General features: G+C 66.0%; 14 protein-coding genes and 2 tRNA genes. 10 read left to right on the top strand and 6 right to left on the bottom strand.

Annotated elements, in window-relative coordinates; all coding sequences use genetic code 11:
- Nucleotides 1-68: 68 nt before the first annotated feature.
- From ABE424_RS04735 to ABE424_RS04720, 4 genes are all read right to left on the bottom strand, one after another.
- Nucleotides 69-144: transfer RNA gene (locus tag ABE424_RS04735), tRNA-Glu, on the bottom strand.
- Nucleotides 145-197: 53 nt separating this feature from the next.
- Nucleotides 198-273: transfer RNA gene (locus tag ABE424_RS04730), tRNA-Ala, on the bottom strand.
- 81 nt (nucleotides 274-354) lie between these two features.
- Nucleotides 355-513: a hypothetical protein gene (locus ABE424_RS04725; RefSeq protein WP_346490982.1), complete on the bottom strand. Its 159-nt coding sequence runs from the start codon at nucleotides 511-513 to the stop codon at nucleotides 355-357.
- A gap of 73 nt (nucleotides 514-586) precedes the next feature.
- Nucleotides 587-985 carry a heavy metal-responsive transcriptional regulator gene (locus tag ABE424_RS04720; RefSeq protein WP_346490983.1) on the bottom strand — a complete coding sequence of 133 codons (399 nt, stop codon included), beginning with the start codon at nucleotides 983-985 and terminating at the stop codon, nucleotides 587-589.
- 211 nt (nucleotides 986-1,196) lie between these two features.
- On the opposite strand from ABE424_RS04720, the gene ABE424_RS04715 reads away from it, so the two are divergent.
- The 10 genes from ABE424_RS04715 to map all read left to right on the top strand — a co-directional run bounded on the left by ABE424_RS04715 (nucleotide 1,197) and on the right by map (nucleotide 12,148).
- Nucleotides 1,197-2,261 (top strand): helix-turn-helix domain-containing protein, encoded by a 1,065-nt coding sequence (locus ABE424_RS04715; protein ID WP_346490984.1) that lies wholly within the window; start codon nucleotides 1,197-1,199, stop codon nucleotides 2,259-2,261.
- A 114-nt stretch (nucleotides 2,262-2,375) separates the two neighbouring features.
- Nucleotides 2,376-3,176, top strand: a complete 801-nt coding sequence (locus ABE424_RS04710) for a TlpA disulfide reductase family protein (RefSeq protein ID WP_346490985.1) — start codon at nucleotides 2,376-2,378, stop codon at nucleotides 3,174-3,176.
- Nucleotides 3,177-3,217: 41 nt separating this feature from the next.
- Nucleotides 3,218-4,039: a thiol:disulfide interchange protein DsbG gene (gene dsbG, locus ABE424_RS04705; protein WP_346490986.1), complete on the top strand. Its 822-nt coding sequence runs from the start codon at nucleotides 3,218-3,220 to the stop codon at nucleotides 4,037-4,039.
- A 432-nt stretch (nucleotides 4,040-4,471) separates the two neighbouring features.
- On the top strand, nucleotides 4,472-5,905 hold the full coding sequence (locus ABE424_RS04700; RefSeq protein WP_346490987.1) for a DcaP family trimeric outer membrane transporter: 1,434 nt from the start codon (nucleotides 4,472-4,474) through the stop codon (nucleotides 5,903-5,905).
- Nucleotides 5,906-5,956: 51 nt separating this feature from the next.
- Nucleotides 5,957-7,306 carry an arginine/agmatine antiporter gene (gene adiC / locus ABE424_RS04695; protein WP_176988665.1) on the top strand — a complete coding sequence of 450 codons (1,350 nt, stop codon included), beginning with the start codon at nucleotides 5,957-5,959 and terminating at the stop codon, nucleotides 7,304-7,306.
- 21 nt (nucleotides 7,307-7,327) lie between these two features.
- A complete protein-coding gene (locus tag ABE424_RS04690; protein ID WP_346490988.1) occupies nucleotides 7,328-9,616 on the top strand; it encodes an Orn/Lys/Arg decarboxylase N-terminal domain-containing protein in 2,289 nt (762 codons plus the stop codon).
- A 28-nt stretch (nucleotides 9,617-9,644) separates the two neighbouring features.
- Nucleotides 9,645-10,547: a cation diffusion facilitator family transporter gene (locus tag ABE424_RS04685; RefSeq protein ID WP_346490989.1), complete on the top strand. Its 903-nt coding sequence runs from the start codon at nucleotides 9,645-9,647 to the stop codon at nucleotides 10,545-10,547.
- A gap of 116 nt (nucleotides 10,548-10,663) precedes the next feature.
- Nucleotides 10,664-11,095 carry a RidA family protein gene (locus tag ABE424_RS04680; protein ID WP_346490990.1) on the top strand — a complete coding sequence of 144 codons (432 nt, stop codon included), beginning with the start codon at nucleotides 10,664-10,666 and terminating at the stop codon, nucleotides 11,093-11,095.
- Nucleotides 11,096-11,171: 76 nt separating this feature from the next.
- Nucleotides 11,172-11,384: a ParD-like family protein gene (locus ABE424_RS04675; protein ID WP_088433419.1), complete on the top strand. Its 213-nt coding sequence runs from the start codon at nucleotides 11,172-11,174 to the stop codon at nucleotides 11,382-11,384.
- Entirely contained in the window at nucleotides 11,381-12,148 is a 768-nt protein-coding gene (map, locus tag ABE424_RS04670) for a type I methionyl aminopeptidase (protein WP_346490991.1), read from the top strand. Before ABE424_RS04675 ends, map begins: the two co-directional genes overlap by 4 nt.
- A gap of 4 nt (nucleotides 12,149-12,152) precedes the next feature.
- Here the strand turns inward: map and ABE424_RS04665 are convergent, their stop codons facing one another.
- Both ABE424_RS04665 and ABE424_RS04660 read right to left on the bottom strand, forming a co-directional pair.
- The gene (locus ABE424_RS04665; protein ID WP_346490992.1) at nucleotides 12,153-12,929 is read right to left on the bottom strand and encodes a LytTR family DNA-binding domain-containing protein; all 777 of its coding nucleotides are present in this window, start codon (nucleotides 12,927-12,929) and stop codon (nucleotides 12,153-12,155) included.
- A complete protein-coding gene (locus tag ABE424_RS04660) occupies nucleotides 12,926-14,062 on the bottom strand; it encodes a histidine kinase (protein WP_346490993.1) in 1,137 nt (378 codons plus the stop codon). Before ABE424_RS04660 ends, ABE424_RS04665 begins: the two co-directional genes overlap by 4 nt.
- Between the last annotated feature and the right edge of the window lie 38 nt (nucleotides 14,063-14,100).

The raw sequence follows: 14,100 nt of genomic DNA, 5'->3' as shown, positions 1-14,100 counted from the left end.
GCCGTGCCATTGAACGGCACGCCACAAACAAAAAGCCCCGACCGAGGTCAGGGCTGTCTGCTTGAAACTGGCGTCCCCACGGGGATTCGAACCCCGGTCGCCACCGTGAAAGGGTGATGTCCTAGGCCTCTAGACGATGGGGACGCACGAAAAATTCAAATTTTGTCACTGCAATCTGATCGGCCTAATGATCGGATTGGTGGAGCCAGGCGGGATCGAACCGCCGACCTCCTGCATGCCATGCAGGCGCTCTCCCAGCTGAGCTATGGCCCCACGTCGTGAGGAGCGAAATCATAGCGACGACGTTTTGGATTGGCAAGGAAAAAGTGAAGAAACTTCGTCATGCACGCGCGCTCATTCGCCAGGCAGTCGTTGATGGCGCAGTCGCAGTGCATTGCCGATCACCGACATCGGACTCGGGCTCATCGCCATCGCAATGAACATCGCCAGCAAACTCGGCGACATCACGATGCCGAGTGGATACAGCACGCCGGCGGCAACCGTTGTATCCATCGCGGAGCTTCACACCGTGTGCGTGGCATCACCATCGTCGCGGCACATGCGCTGCACTGGAGCGTGAGTGGTTTCATAGGCGTGTGTCGGTCAACGCCGTCAGGATCGGGCACCGTTCCTGATCCCCGTGACCGGGGCAGGCATCGACCAGTTGCTTGAGCGCGCCGTGCATGCGTTGCAGCTCGCCGATGCGCTGCTCGATATCGGTGAGTTTGTTCACCGCGCTGTCGCGGATCTGCGCCATGTCCCGACCGCGCTGATCGCTGAAGCCAAGCAGGTCGGCGATCTCGTCCAGGCGGAAGCCCAGGGTCTTGGCGCGGCGGATGAACTGCAGCCGGGTCAGGTCGGACTCGCTGAAGACGCGGTAGCCGCCGGCGCTGCGTCGGGCGGTCGGCAGCAGCTGTTGCCGCTCGTAATAATGCACCGTGTCGATGGGCACGCCGGCCAGGCGCGCGAGCTGTCCAATGTTCATGAGCACCTCGTGGAAGACGTGCTCATTCTGAACCTTGGAGTCTGATCCAGGGTCAAGCCTTGCTCAAACCCCACTGGAAGTTCAGCGGGTGTGAAATTTGCAACTAGTTGCATGGTCCTGCTCCCGGGACGTCCGTAGCCTCAGGCGATCTGAATGTATCGACCTGATCTGACCGGCCCTCGCCGGCAGGCACTGTTCCAGGAGAATGGCCATGGACGCACCCCGCAACACGCTGCAGCCGGACCGCCGGCCGGACAAGCCGGCCCTGATGGAAGTCGCGGTGGTGGAATTCCCCGGCAGCCTTCGCGCTGCCGCACCGATCCTCTCCGAGCTGGCGCAGCGCTGCAACCGCACGGTGGCCGCCGGCCGTCGCACCGGTGCACGCATGCTGGTGACGCGCTGGACGATGTCCGCGCGCGGCATGCAGCGCGTTGCCGGAACGGAACTGTTCGGCGATGCGTTGCCGACCATCATCGTCGTGCCCGGGAGCGAATCGAGCTGGACCATGCCGCCGCCCGACGAGCGCCTGCTGGCCTGGCTGCGGGAATGTCACGATGGCTGCAGCCTGCTGGCCGGCTGCGATGAAGGTGGTCTGCTGCTGGCGGCCGCGGGTGTGCTGGCCGGGCGCTCGGTCAGCGTGCCCGATCCCGCACGCTGCCCGCCACTGCGCATGATGGTGCCCAGCTGGTTGCCCAGCGAACGCACTTTGGTCGATGACGGCGATCTGCTGACCGCCGCAGGCCAGGAGGCCTGGAAATACCTGAGCCTGCGGCTGCTGGCGCGTGTCTATGGGCAGAGCGTGATGAACACCGTCATCCAGCAGCTGCAGCTGGTGATCCCGCGTACCGAGCTGGACGACCTGGAGCGCTTCAGTCCGAACTTCGCGCACGGCGACCGATGCATCCTCAAGGCGCAGCGCTGGCTGCATGGGATCGCCGCCCGCGGGGTCGGGCTGGAGGACATCTGCATGCAGGCGGGCCTGGAGCCGCGCACCTTGCAGCGGCGGTTCCTGAAAGCCACCGGGATGCGGCCGATCGAGTACTGCCAGCGGCTGCGCATCGCCAAAGCGCAGTTGCTGCTGCAGGCCGGTGGCGTGGTCGACCAGGTGGCAGCGTTGGTCGGGTATTCCGACCAGAGCGCATTCCGTAGGTTGTTCCTGCGCCTCGTCGGGCTGACACCGGCACGCTATCGGCGTCAGGTGGCCGCGCAACTGCGTGAGCGGGTTGCCCCGCGAACGGTCGGTCGGATGGTCGAGCCGGTGCGCTCGGTGGCCTGAATCGCGCACCACCGGCACGCTTGCTCCTTTGACGCCTTGCTGGGACGATGCCGGCGGGCCCGAAGCAACAGCCGTCGCAGCGAGGCAGACCCCGAGCGATGGCGGAGAGAATCAATGATCAGCAGTGTAGGCCCGGTACCGCTTGCGGTCGTGTGGATGTTGGTGGCCGTCGGCATTGCGATGCTCGTGGCCAGCGTGGTGCGTACGCCGGCCATCGAGGGCGCACCGCGTCCGCGATCGGTGGTGGTCGACATGCTGCTGCTGGGCCTGCTGGCCGGCCGCGCCGCCTTCGTGCTCTGGCATGTCGGCGATTATGCGCAGGATCCCTGGGGCGTCCTGCGCATCGGCGATGGCGGCTTCCTGTTGTGGCCGGCCCTGGTGGCGGGGCTGGGGTGGGGCGCATGGCGTCTGCGCCGATGGCCTTCGTTGCGTCGGCCGGTATGGGCCGGTGCCCTGGCCGGCGTCCTCGGCTGGGCGGTGCTGTCCAGCGGCGCTGGCTGGCTGCAGCAATCGCGGGTGACGCTGCCGGTGGTCACCCTGACCTCGCTGGAGGGCGCGCCAACCGCGTTGTCCGACACGCAGGGCAAGCCGGTGGTGGTCAATCTCTGGGCGAGCTGGTGCGGCCCCTGTCGTCGCGAGATGCCGGTGCTGGCCCGCGCGCAGCAGCGCCATCCGGATATCCGCTTCCTGTTCGTCAACCAGGGTGAAACCCGCGAGGAGGTCCAGGGTTTCCTGGCCGCCGAGCGGTTGACGCTGGCCAATGTGCTGCTCGACGAGGACGCACTCACCGCCGAGCGGCTGCAGGTGCACGCCTATCCGACTACCCTGTTCTTCGATGCGCAGGGCCGGCTGCGGCAGATACACCTGGGTGAACTCAGTGCCGCTGGCCTGCAATCCAAGCTCGACAGCCTGTAACCGGGGTCGCGTTGTCATGTTTATTGAATCCAGGAGTCACCATGAAATTGAAGTCCTCGCGCCCGCTGGGCACCGTGCTTGCCGTGTCGCTGCTGATGGTCTTGGCCGGGTGCAGCCAGGCGCAGACGCCGAAGGCCGGTGATGCCGCCGCAGGGAAGGTCGGTGGCGATCGCCCGGCGGTACTGAAGGGCATCGAGAAGCATGGTTTCGAGGTGATCGGCGAGTTTGATGCGCCCGGTGGCCTGCGCGGTTTCGCCGGCGTGGTCGGCGGGCAGCAACCCGCGGCGGCGTATGTCACCGCGGATGGAAAGCACGTGGTCGTCGGCAGTCTGTTCGATGCCAATGGCGAAGACGTGGGTGCAGGGCCGCTGGAGAAGCTGGTGGCCAAGCCGATGTCCGAGCGCAGCTGGAAGAAGCTCGACCAGAGCGCCTGGGTGCGCGACGGCCGTGCCGATGCGCCGCGCGTGGTCTACACCTTCAGCGATGCGAACTGCCCTTACTGCCATCGCTTCTGGGAAGCGGCACGACCGTGGGTGGATGCCGGCAAAGTGCAGTTGCGCCACGTCATGGTTGGCGTGATCCGCGAAGACAGCCCGGCCAAGGCGGCCGCGATTCTTACCGCGCCCAATCCCAGTGCTGCACTGCTGGAGAACGAGCGACTGTTCGATCGCGGCGGTATCAAGCCGGCGGCATCGCTGACCGCGGAGGTCGCCAACAAGCTGGATGCGAACCAGGTGTTGATGATCGAGCTTGGTTTCCAGGGCACGCCGGGCATTCTGTTCAAGGATGCACAGGGCATGGTGCAACGCCGCTCCGGCATGCCGCAGGGCGACGACATGACCGTGGTGCTCGGCCCGCGCTGAGCCAACGCGCCCCGTTACACGCCACACCTCGCGCCGGGCCATGCCCGGCGCGTTTCGTTTCGGCTTCGCGCTGCAGCGGTGCACCTCCGCCTGGGCCGATGCGTCCGGCTTGATTTGGATCAAGGCCGGAATCGCCCGGATCGCTACGCTTGGCTCCATGCGCTATTCCATGGATTTTCCCGCACGCATTGGATTCGTGGCGTGGCGGTCAGAAAACGGCCTCACAACATTCACGACATTCTCACTTTGCGATTGTTACTCAAGGCGCTGGCCGACACGCGTGAGCGCGTTGGTCATCAGGGATGAGGGGATCCCGTGCGGGCGCGGTGGTCGCGCGCCGTGCAGTGCCGGGCTGTGCGCCCGTGGCCTGCGGCGTCCTGGACGTCTGCCGCTGCGGACGCGCGGGACTGTGTGCGTTTCAAGGAGGATGTGATGCGCTTGGCTGTGTTGACGGTCGCATGCGTGGCAGCGATGGCTGCGGCACCGGTGTACGCGCAGGATTCGGCCGCGGCGTTGCGGCAGGACATCCAGACGCTGCGGCAGACCCTGGAACAGATGGAGAAGCGCCTGGAAGCGATCGAATCCGGGAGGCCGCCTCCCGCCTCGCCGGTGGCCACGGCGATTCCTTCGCCGGGCACGACGGCCGCGCCCTTGCCGTCACCGGCCCCGCTGACCGCCCAGGCCCAGGTGCCGGGCATGGGCCAGGCCATCCTCCCGCAACGTGATTCCGTTTCCGATCCGTCCACCGCCGCGTCCCGCCCGGACAGCGCCGCCGGCCCGACCGATCCCGAGCTGAAAGGCTTCTTCGCGATTCCCAACACCGACACCCTGATCCGTATCGGCGGCTACGCCAAGCTCGATGCGATCGCCGATTCCCGTGCGGCCGGTGACCAGGAGCAGTTCATCACCTCGTCCATTCCGGTCGGCAGTGCGCACCGGGATGTGTCCAACTTCACGCTGCATGCCAAGCAGACCCGCTTCAGCTTCGAAGCGCGGCGCCCGACCACGCACGGCAACCTGCGCTTCTACCTGGAGAACGACTTCTTCGGCAGCAGCGACAGCTATCAGTTCCGCCTGCGCCACGCGTACGGCCAGCTCGGCAACACCTATGCCGGCTACGGCTATTCCAGCTTCATGGATGCCGACAGCCTGCCCGACACCCTGGATTTCGCCGGTCCGGGCGGCGCAGGCTACCTGCTGGTGGCCGGCATCCACCACAGCTTCGCGATGGGCAAAGGCAACACGCTCACCGTGGCAGCCGAAGATCCGGATACCCAGTTGAGCAACCCCGCCGAGGGGATCATGCCGGTCGACCAGCTCCCCGATGTCACCGTCACCGCCCGCATGGAGCGCGACTGGGGACACCTGCAGCTCGGCGGTGTCGCGCGCAGTCTGGGCTTCGACGGCGATGCCGGCGATGGCCGGCGCTTTGCCGGTGGCCTGCAGCTCAGCGGTTCGGCGGCGATGGGAGAACAGGACCTGCTGCTGTTCGGCATGCTCGGTGGCAAGGGACTGGCGCGCTATACGGCCGACCTGACCGGGTCGGGCATGGATGCGGTGGTGACCGCCGATGGCCGCCTGCAGGCGCTGTCGCTGTACGGCGGCTTCGTCGGATACACGCATTACTGGTCGCCGCTGTGGCGTTCGAACCTGATCTACGGCCAGCTGACCAGCGGGCGCAACGATGCGCTGGCCGCCGATGCCTTCCGCCAGAGCCGCTACGGCGTCTTCAACCTGCTGTGGAGCCCGGCGCCGTCCTGGACGATGGGCATGGAACTGCTTTACGGGCAGCTGGAGCAGCAGGGCGGACAGCGCGGCGACACCGTGCGGCTGCAGGGCAGCCTGCAATACAACTTCATCAAGTAACTCCCACCGCCCGGCCTGACCGGGTCCCTGCCTGGCAAAGGAGCAAGCGTCATGGCACAAGCAAAGAAAATCGGGGTCGTCGGGGCCACCTTCCTGGTGGCCGGCAACATGATGGGGTCGGGGGTGTTCCTGCTGCCCTCCAGCCTGGCCAAGATCGGCACCGCCTCGATCTGGGGCTGGCTGATCACCACGGCCGGCGCGCTGCTGCTGGCGTTCGTGTTCGCCAAGCTCGGCAAGCTGGCGCCCAAGGCCGGTGGGCCGTATGCCCACGCGCGTGACTGGTTCGGGCCCTACATGGGCTTCCAGACCAATGCCGTCTACTGGTTTGCCAACTGGATCGGCAACGTCGCCATCCCGATCGCGGCGGTGGGCTACTTCAGCTACTTCTTCCCGATCCTGTCCGAGCCGGTGCCGCGCTGCATCGCAGTGCTGGCGCTGGTGTGGGCGCTGAGCTTCGCCAACGTCATCGGACCGTCGTTCGTCAGCAAGCTGCAGACGGTGACCACCAGTTTCGCGCTGGTGCCGATCCTGGGCATCGCCATCTTCGGCTGGTTCTTCTTCGACCCGACGATCTTCAAGGGCGCCTACAACGTGTCCGGGGAGTCCAACTTCGGCGCGATCTCAAGCGCCGCGGCGTTGACCCTGTGGGCCTTCATCGGCGTGGAATCGGCCTCGGTGACCGCCGGTGTGGTCGAGAATCCGGAGAAGAACGTGGCGCGTGCCACGCTCGCCGGCGTGTTCCTGGCGGCGATCGCCTACATCGCCAGCTCCTCGGTGATCATGGGCATGGTGCCCAATGGCGACCTGCAGGTCTCCGATGCGCCGTTCGCGCTGGCGGCGGCCAATGCCGTGGGCGGGTGGGGCGGGGCGCTGGTCAGCCTGTGCGCCTTCGTGGGTGCCGCCGGCTCGCTCGGTGGCTGGATCCTGCTGACCGCGCAGAGCGCCAAGGCCGCGTCGGACGATGGCCTGTTCCCGAGCATCTTCAGCAAGACCAACAAGGACGACGTGCCGGTCAAGGGCGTGCTGATCGTGGCCGTGCTGATGACCCTGGCGGTGCTGGTCACCTCGACCTCCAAGACCGCCTCGGCCCAGTTCGACGTGATCACCTCGGCCGCGGTGGTGCTGACCCTGCTGCCCTACATCTACTCCTGCGTGGCCTGCTATTTCGTGGTCGAGCGCTCGCACACGCTGGTGCATACCGGCGCGTTCTGGCTGCTGACCAGCGTCACCGTCGTGTACTGCCTGTGGGCGATCTTCGGCTCGGCCGGCAACATCGTGCAGTACGCCTTCCTGTTCGTGTTGTTCATCACGGTGTTCTATCCGTTCTTCAGCGAGGAGCGTCGCCGCCAGCGCGGCCAGCTTCCCGCCCTCGATGCCGCCGTCCGCACCACGCTTTCGTGATCTTCCCCCAGGAGAATCCCTGTGTACTTCAAGTCCCTTGATTACCCGATCATCGTCATCGACGACGACTACGAATCCCCGCGCATCGGCGGCATCCTGATCCGTGCGCTGGTGGACGAGCTGCGCAAGAGCGACCAGCGCGTGCTGTGCGGTCTGACCCTGGCCGACGCCCAGGCCGGTGCACGCACCTATGTGGCGGCTTCGGCGGTGCTGATCTCCATCGACGGCACCGAGGAGAACCCGGAGCAGTTCCAGCGCCTGCTCGGCTTCCTGCGTGAGCAGACCGCCCGCCGCGCGAACCTGCCGGTCTTCCTGTACGGCGAGCGGCGCACGATCGAGAAGGTGCCGAGCAAGCTGCTCAAGTTCGTGCACGGCTACATCTTCCTGTTCGAAGATACCAAGAGCTTCATTTCGCGCCAGGTGATGCGTGCGGCCGAAGACTACATGGCCAACCTGCTGCCGCCGTTCTTCAAGGCCCTGATCCACCATACAGCCGAGTCGAACTATTCCTGGCACACGCCCGGTCATGCCGGCGGCGTGGCGTTCACCAAATCACCGGTAGGGCGCGCGTTCCACCAGTTCTACGGTGAGAACACGCTGCGCAGCGACCTGTCGATCTCGGTGCCGGAGCTGGGTTCGCTGCTCGACCACAGCGGTCCGATCAAGGAGGCCGAGAACGAGGCGGCGCGCAACTTTGGTGCCGACCATACCTTCTTCGTCACCAACGGTACTTCCACCGCCAACAAGATCGTCTGGCACGGCACGGTAGGGCGCGGCGATGTGGTGTTCGTCGACCGCAACTGCCATAAGTCGCTGCTGCACTCGCTGATCATGACCGGGGGCATCCCGGTGTATTTCACCCCGAGCCGCAACGCGCACGGCATCATCGGCCCGATCAGCCTGGATCAGTTCACCCCCGAATCGCTGCAGCAGGCCATCGCCGCCAACCCGCTGGCCAGCAAGGCCTACAAGGCCGGCTCCAAGCCGCGCATCGCGGTGGTGACCAACTCGACCTACGACGGGCTGTGCTACAACGCCGAGAAGATCGCCGAGGAAATCGGCAGCGCGGTCGACTACCTGCATTTCGACGAAGCCTGGTACGCCTACGCCGCCTTCCATCCGTTCTACGAGAACCACTACGGCATGGCCAAGGGCAAGCCGCGCGAACAGGATGCGATCATCTTCACCACGCACTCCACGCACAAGCTGCTGGCTGCGTTCTCGCAGGCCTCGATGATCCACGTGCGCAATGCGGCCTCCCGCGAGCTGGATGCCGAGCGCTTCAACGAAGCCTTCATGATGCACACCACGACCAGCCCGCATTACGGGGTGATCGCGGCCTGCGATGTGGCCTCCAAGATGATGGAGGGCGCGGCCGGGGAATCGCTGGTGCAGGAAATGCACGACGAGGCGATCGCCTTCCGCCGCGCGATGCTGCATGTGCGCGAGGACCTGGGTCGGGATGACTGGTGGTTCAGCGTCTGGCAGCCGGACAAGCTGGAGCGCTCGCTGGCCAAGGGCGACGCACCGGCCCCGATGGTGGCCAAGCGCAGCGAGTGGTACCTGCAGCCGGACGCGCACTGGCACGGTTTCGAGGGACTGGTCGACGACTACGTGCTGATCGATCCGATCAAGGTGACCCTGCTGACCCCCGGGCTGTCGATGGACGGCGAAATGGGCAAGCGGGGGATTCCGGCCGCGGTCCTGAGCAAATTCCTGTGGACCCGCGGCATCACCGTGGAGAAGACGAACCTGTACTCGGTGCTGTTCCTGTTCTCGATGGGCATCACCAAGGGCAAGTGGAGCACCCTGGTGACCGAGCTGATGGCGTTCAAGGAGCTGTACGACAATAACGCGCCGCTGACCCGTGCACTGCCGCAGCTCGCCGCCGAATTCCCGATCGCCTACGCCGGCTGGGGCCTGCGCGATCTGTGCGATGCGCTGCATGCCTTCAACGATGAGTTCGGCGTTGCCCAGGTGATGCGCGCGATGTACGTGGACCTGCCCGAGCCGGTGATGACCCCGGCCGAGGCCTACGACCACCTGGTGCGCGGCCAGATCGAGCGGGTCGACATCGAGCAGATCAGTGGCCGCATCGCCGGCACCATGCTGGTGCCATACCCGCCGGGCATCCCGACCATCATGCCGGGCGAGCGCTTCGGTGCCAGCGATGAGCCGATCATCCAGTCGCTGCGGATCGCCCGTGAGCAGAACGCGCGCTTCCCGGGCTTCGAGTCGGATGTGCACGGGCTTATCATCGACACCGACGGCGATGCGCCGCGCTACAAGGTGGAGGTGCTGAAGGTCTGACGCCCGCGCGGAGGACCCTCGGCCAGCGATGGATACAGCACGCGAGCAGCGGGTCCTCACGTTTTCCATCGGAGTGACGATGGCGGTCAGCGCCGTCGGCTTCATCGGGGGCCTGCTGGTGGGATCGCAGGCCATCCTGTTCGACGGCGTCTACAGCCTGGTGGACGTGGCGCTGACCCTGGTGGCGTTGTCGGTGCTGCGGCTGGTGGCGCGGGAAGAAAGCCCGCGCTTCCAGTATGGGTACTGGCATCTGGAGCCGATGGTGGAGGCCCTCGGCGGGGCGATCCTGTCGCTGGCCTGCATCTATGCATTGGCCAACTCGGTGATCGGGCTGACCACCGGCGGGCACGAGGTCAAGGCCGGGCCTGCGCTGCTGTGGGCGGCCCTGCTGTGCGTGAGCAACCTGGCCATGGCGGCGTTCGTGCGCATCCGCGCGATGCAGTTGCATTCGGCTCTGCTGTGGCTGGACGTGCGCGCCTGGCTGCTCAGTGGACTGATGAGCCTGGCCGTGGTGCTGGCCTTCGCGATCGCCTTGCTGCTGCGCGGCGGCGAGCACGCCCACTGGATTCCCTATCTGGATCCGCTGGTGCTGGCCGCGATCAGCGTCGCGGTGCTGCCGGTACCGCTTCGCAGCGCCTGGAAAGCCATGCGCGAAGTGCTGCAGGTGGCGCCGGATACGCTGGATGCGCGCGTGCAGGCGGTGATGAAGGACTTCGTTGCCGAGCACGGCTATCTGGCTTTCACCAGCCACGTGGCCAAGATGGGCCGCATGCGGTTCGTGGAAATCCACATCCTGACCCATCCGGAGACAGTGATCGGCACCATCGGCAACGTGGACGCGATGCGCGATGAGATCGCCGAGCGCTTGGACGCGCGCGGCAGCGAGTTCTGGCTGACCATCGATTTCACGGCCGATCCGGCCTGGACCTGATTCGGCGCGCAAGCGGTGCGACCATGACTGCACCGCAGCGTTGCAATGCCCTGCGTTGACCTCAACCGGGGTTGAGGCCGGAGACTGCGCACTTACTCCCTGACCAAGCCTCCCCCATGTTGACCGATGCCCCTGTTGCGCCTGCCGGCCTGTTTGGTTTCATCAATCCGTCCGGGCTGTACGACCCGACCGCGAACGGCTATTCCCACGTTGCCGTGGTGCGCCTGCCGGCCCGCGTGATCCACATCGCCGGGCAGGGCGGGGAGACCGCCGATGGCGCATTGTCGCCGCGCTTCGAGGCGCAGGTCGCCCAGGCGCTGGACAACCTGAACCTGGCGCTGGCCTCCGCCGGGGCGACCCTGGCCGACGTGGCCAAGCTGACCGTGCTGGTGGTGGATCACGATCAGGACCGGCTCGCCATCCTGTCGGATCAGATCGGCCGCCGCTGGCCGCTGGGCCGTGCGCCGACCTGCACGCTGATCCCGGTGCCGCGGCTGGCGTTGGACGGCATGCTGTTCGAGATCGAGGCGACGGCGTACACCGGCTGAGCGATCCGGGGCGGGCCTTTCCATCTGATATACGAAACATATATGATGTGTATATCAATATTCAGAGGGCTCGCCCATGGGCATCGTCAACATCGACGACGAACTGCACGACAACCTGCGCCGCGCCAGCGGCGTCTCGGGCCGCTCGATCAATGCCCAGGCGGGGTTCTGGATCAAGATCGGCATGCTGTGCGAGATGAATCCGGGTATGAGTTATCAGGAGATCGTCAGCCGTGAACTGCGTGCCGCCGGGGTCGAGCCGGGCGCGTTGCGGGTGGCCGAAGCATGATCAAGACCCCTGAAGAACAAGCGCTGATGCGCGCATCGGGGCGTCTGCTGGCACAGGTGTTCCAAGCGCTGGACGAGCTGTCGCTGGAGGGCATGAGCACGCTGCAGGTGAACGACTGGGTCGAGCGCTTCATCGTCGATCAACTGCACGCCCGCCCGGCAAGCAAAGGCCAGTATGGCTTTGCCTACGTGCTCAATTCCTCCATCGACAATGTGGTCTGCCACGGGGTGCCCTCAGCGGATGTGATCCTGCGCAGCGGCAGCATCGTCAACCTGGACATCACCCTGGAGAAGGGCGGTTACATCGCCGATTCCAGCAAGACCTATCTGGTCGGCGAGGTGGACTACGCGGCCAAGCGGCTGGTACGGGTCACCCGCGAGGCGATGTGGAAGGGGATCGGCGTGGTGCGCCCGGGTGCGACGCTGGGCGACATCGGGTTTGCGATCCAGCAGCATGCCAAGGTGCATGGCTACAGCGTGGTCCGCGAATTCTGCGGCCATGGCATCGGCCAGGAGATGCACGAGGAACCGCAGGTGCTGCATTACGGGCGCCGCGGCGACGGGCTGGAGCTGGAAGAGGGTATGACCTTCACCATCGAGCCGATGATCAACCAGGGCCGTGCGACCATCGACATGAGTGATGACGGCTGGACCGTGACCACCCGTGACGGGAAGCTGTCGGCGCAGGCCGAGCACACGGTGCTGGTGACCGCCGACGGGGTGGAGGTGTTGACCCTGCGCGCGGGCGAGCGGATGCCGGATTGACCCGTCATTCGCTGCGCGTGGACACCAGCTTGAGGAACGCCTCGTTCTGATACCGGCTCATGCGCAGCTGCTGGCCGGTGTCCATGGTCACCACGTGGTGGCCGTTGAACCACGGATGGATCGCCTTGACCCGGCGCACGTTGACGATCGCCGAGCGATGCACGCGCGCGAAGTGCCGCGGGTCCAGACGCGCGGCGAGGGTGGTCATGGTCTCGCGCAGTTCGTGCATGCGGTCGACCAGGTGGATCTCGACCGTGTTGCGTGCCGCCTTGATCCAGACGATGTCCTCCACCGCCACCAGCACCACATGCTCATCGACGCGCACCGGGATGCGCTGCAGGTAGTCGTCCCGCTGGCGCAGGGCATCCAGCGCCTGCAGGATCTGCGCCGATGCCTGCGTGCCCATCGCGCTTGACGCCGTCACCCGGGCTTTCGCCCGCTCAAGCGTGGCGGCAAAGCGCTCGCGGCTGAACGGCTTGACCAGGTAGTCCACCGCATTGGCCTCGAAGGCCTTCACTGCGTACTGCTCGTACGCGGTGACGAACACGGTGGCCGGCATCCGCGCCGCGCCGATGGTGGCGACCACGTCCATGCCATTGATCGCCGGCATCTGGATGTCCAGGAACACCAGGTCCGGTGAGTGGCTGCGGATCGCGCCGACCGCCGAGATGCCATCGCCGCATTCGCCGACGATCTCGATCCCGGGATCATCGCGCAGCAACCGCACGATCGCGTGCCGCGCGATCGGCTCATCATCGACCACCAGCACGGTCAGGCTCATGCCGGTGCGATCCCCGGCGTTGTCCCCGGGGTGAATTCGGGTGCCTCGTCGGCACCGTCCAGTTCACGGAACGGCACGCGGATGCGGCAGGCCACGCCCTCTGGCCAGAGCATGTCCAGCCGGACATCGGCGGCATCGCCGTACAGTTCCTTCAGGCGCAGGCGTGTGTTGTTCATGCCGATGCCGTGCCCGGCCGATGCGGTCGGTTCGGCCGAGAGGGTGCTGTTGCGGTTGCGCACTTCGATGCACAGCGTGTCGCCATCGCGGCGCGCCTCGATCTCGAGGGTGTCGCTGCCCACGCGCTGGCCGATGCCATGGCGCAGCGCGTTCTCCACCAGCGGCTGCAGGATCAGGCTGGGTACCGCGCAGTCCAGCGTGTCCGGCGCGATATACGTGCGGGTGGTCAGCCGATCCTTGAAGCGGGTGCGCTGGATGCCCAGGTACAGCTCGATCAGGTCCAGTTCCTGGCGCAGGCGGATTTCCTGGCCGTCGTAGTCTTCCAGGAACGCGCGCAGCAGTTCGCTCAGGCGCAGCAGCATGTCTTCGGCCGAGACTTTGTCCTCGTCGAGCAGGGTAATGATCGCGTGCAGGGTGTTGAACAGGAAGTGCGGCTGCAGCTGGGATTTCAGCGAGAGCAGGCGCGACTGCGCCAGTTCGGTGGCCAACTGGCTCGCCTCCAGTTCACGGCGGGCTTTCTCGGCGTGGAAATGGATGGCCTGCTGGATCGCGAACAGGGTCCAGTAGGTCAGCAGCCCGATGGCGAAGTGCTGCTCCAGGAAGTAGCCCAGCTGCTCGAAGAAACCGCTGGGCTCGAACAGGGTGGAGACGATCGCGCCCACCACCATGGCGATGAACGTCATGCAGAAGCTGGCCACCACCTGCGTGCCGAGCCCGTGGAGGCGCCCGCTGCCGCGCACCGGAAAGCGCTCGGCGAGACGGAAGACCGTGGGTGCCAGGGCTGCCCAGGTGTACCACTGGATCAGCGACCAGCGCAGGAGATCCCAGAGGGGTTGTTGGCTGTTCGGCAGGCCGGCGTTGATCGAGGTCTGCAGGGCGAACACCACCGCCACCGCCGTCCAGAGGGCGAGGTAGCGGGACAGGCGGATCCGGGTGCTGCCGAGGCGGATGTACATGGTCGATTCCGGGCCAGGCGTCTCTGGCAAAGCTCATC

The sequence above is a fragment of the Stenotrophomonas sp. TWI1149 genome (assembly GCF_039673155.1).
Taxonomy (GTDB): domain Bacteria; phylum Pseudomonadota; class Gammaproteobacteria; order Xanthomonadales; family Xanthomonadaceae; genus Stenotrophomonas; species Stenotrophomonas maltophilia_AA.
The sequence above is the reverse complement of the archived record's forward strand: the minus strand, read 5'-3'. Positions and strand labels throughout refer to the sequence as shown.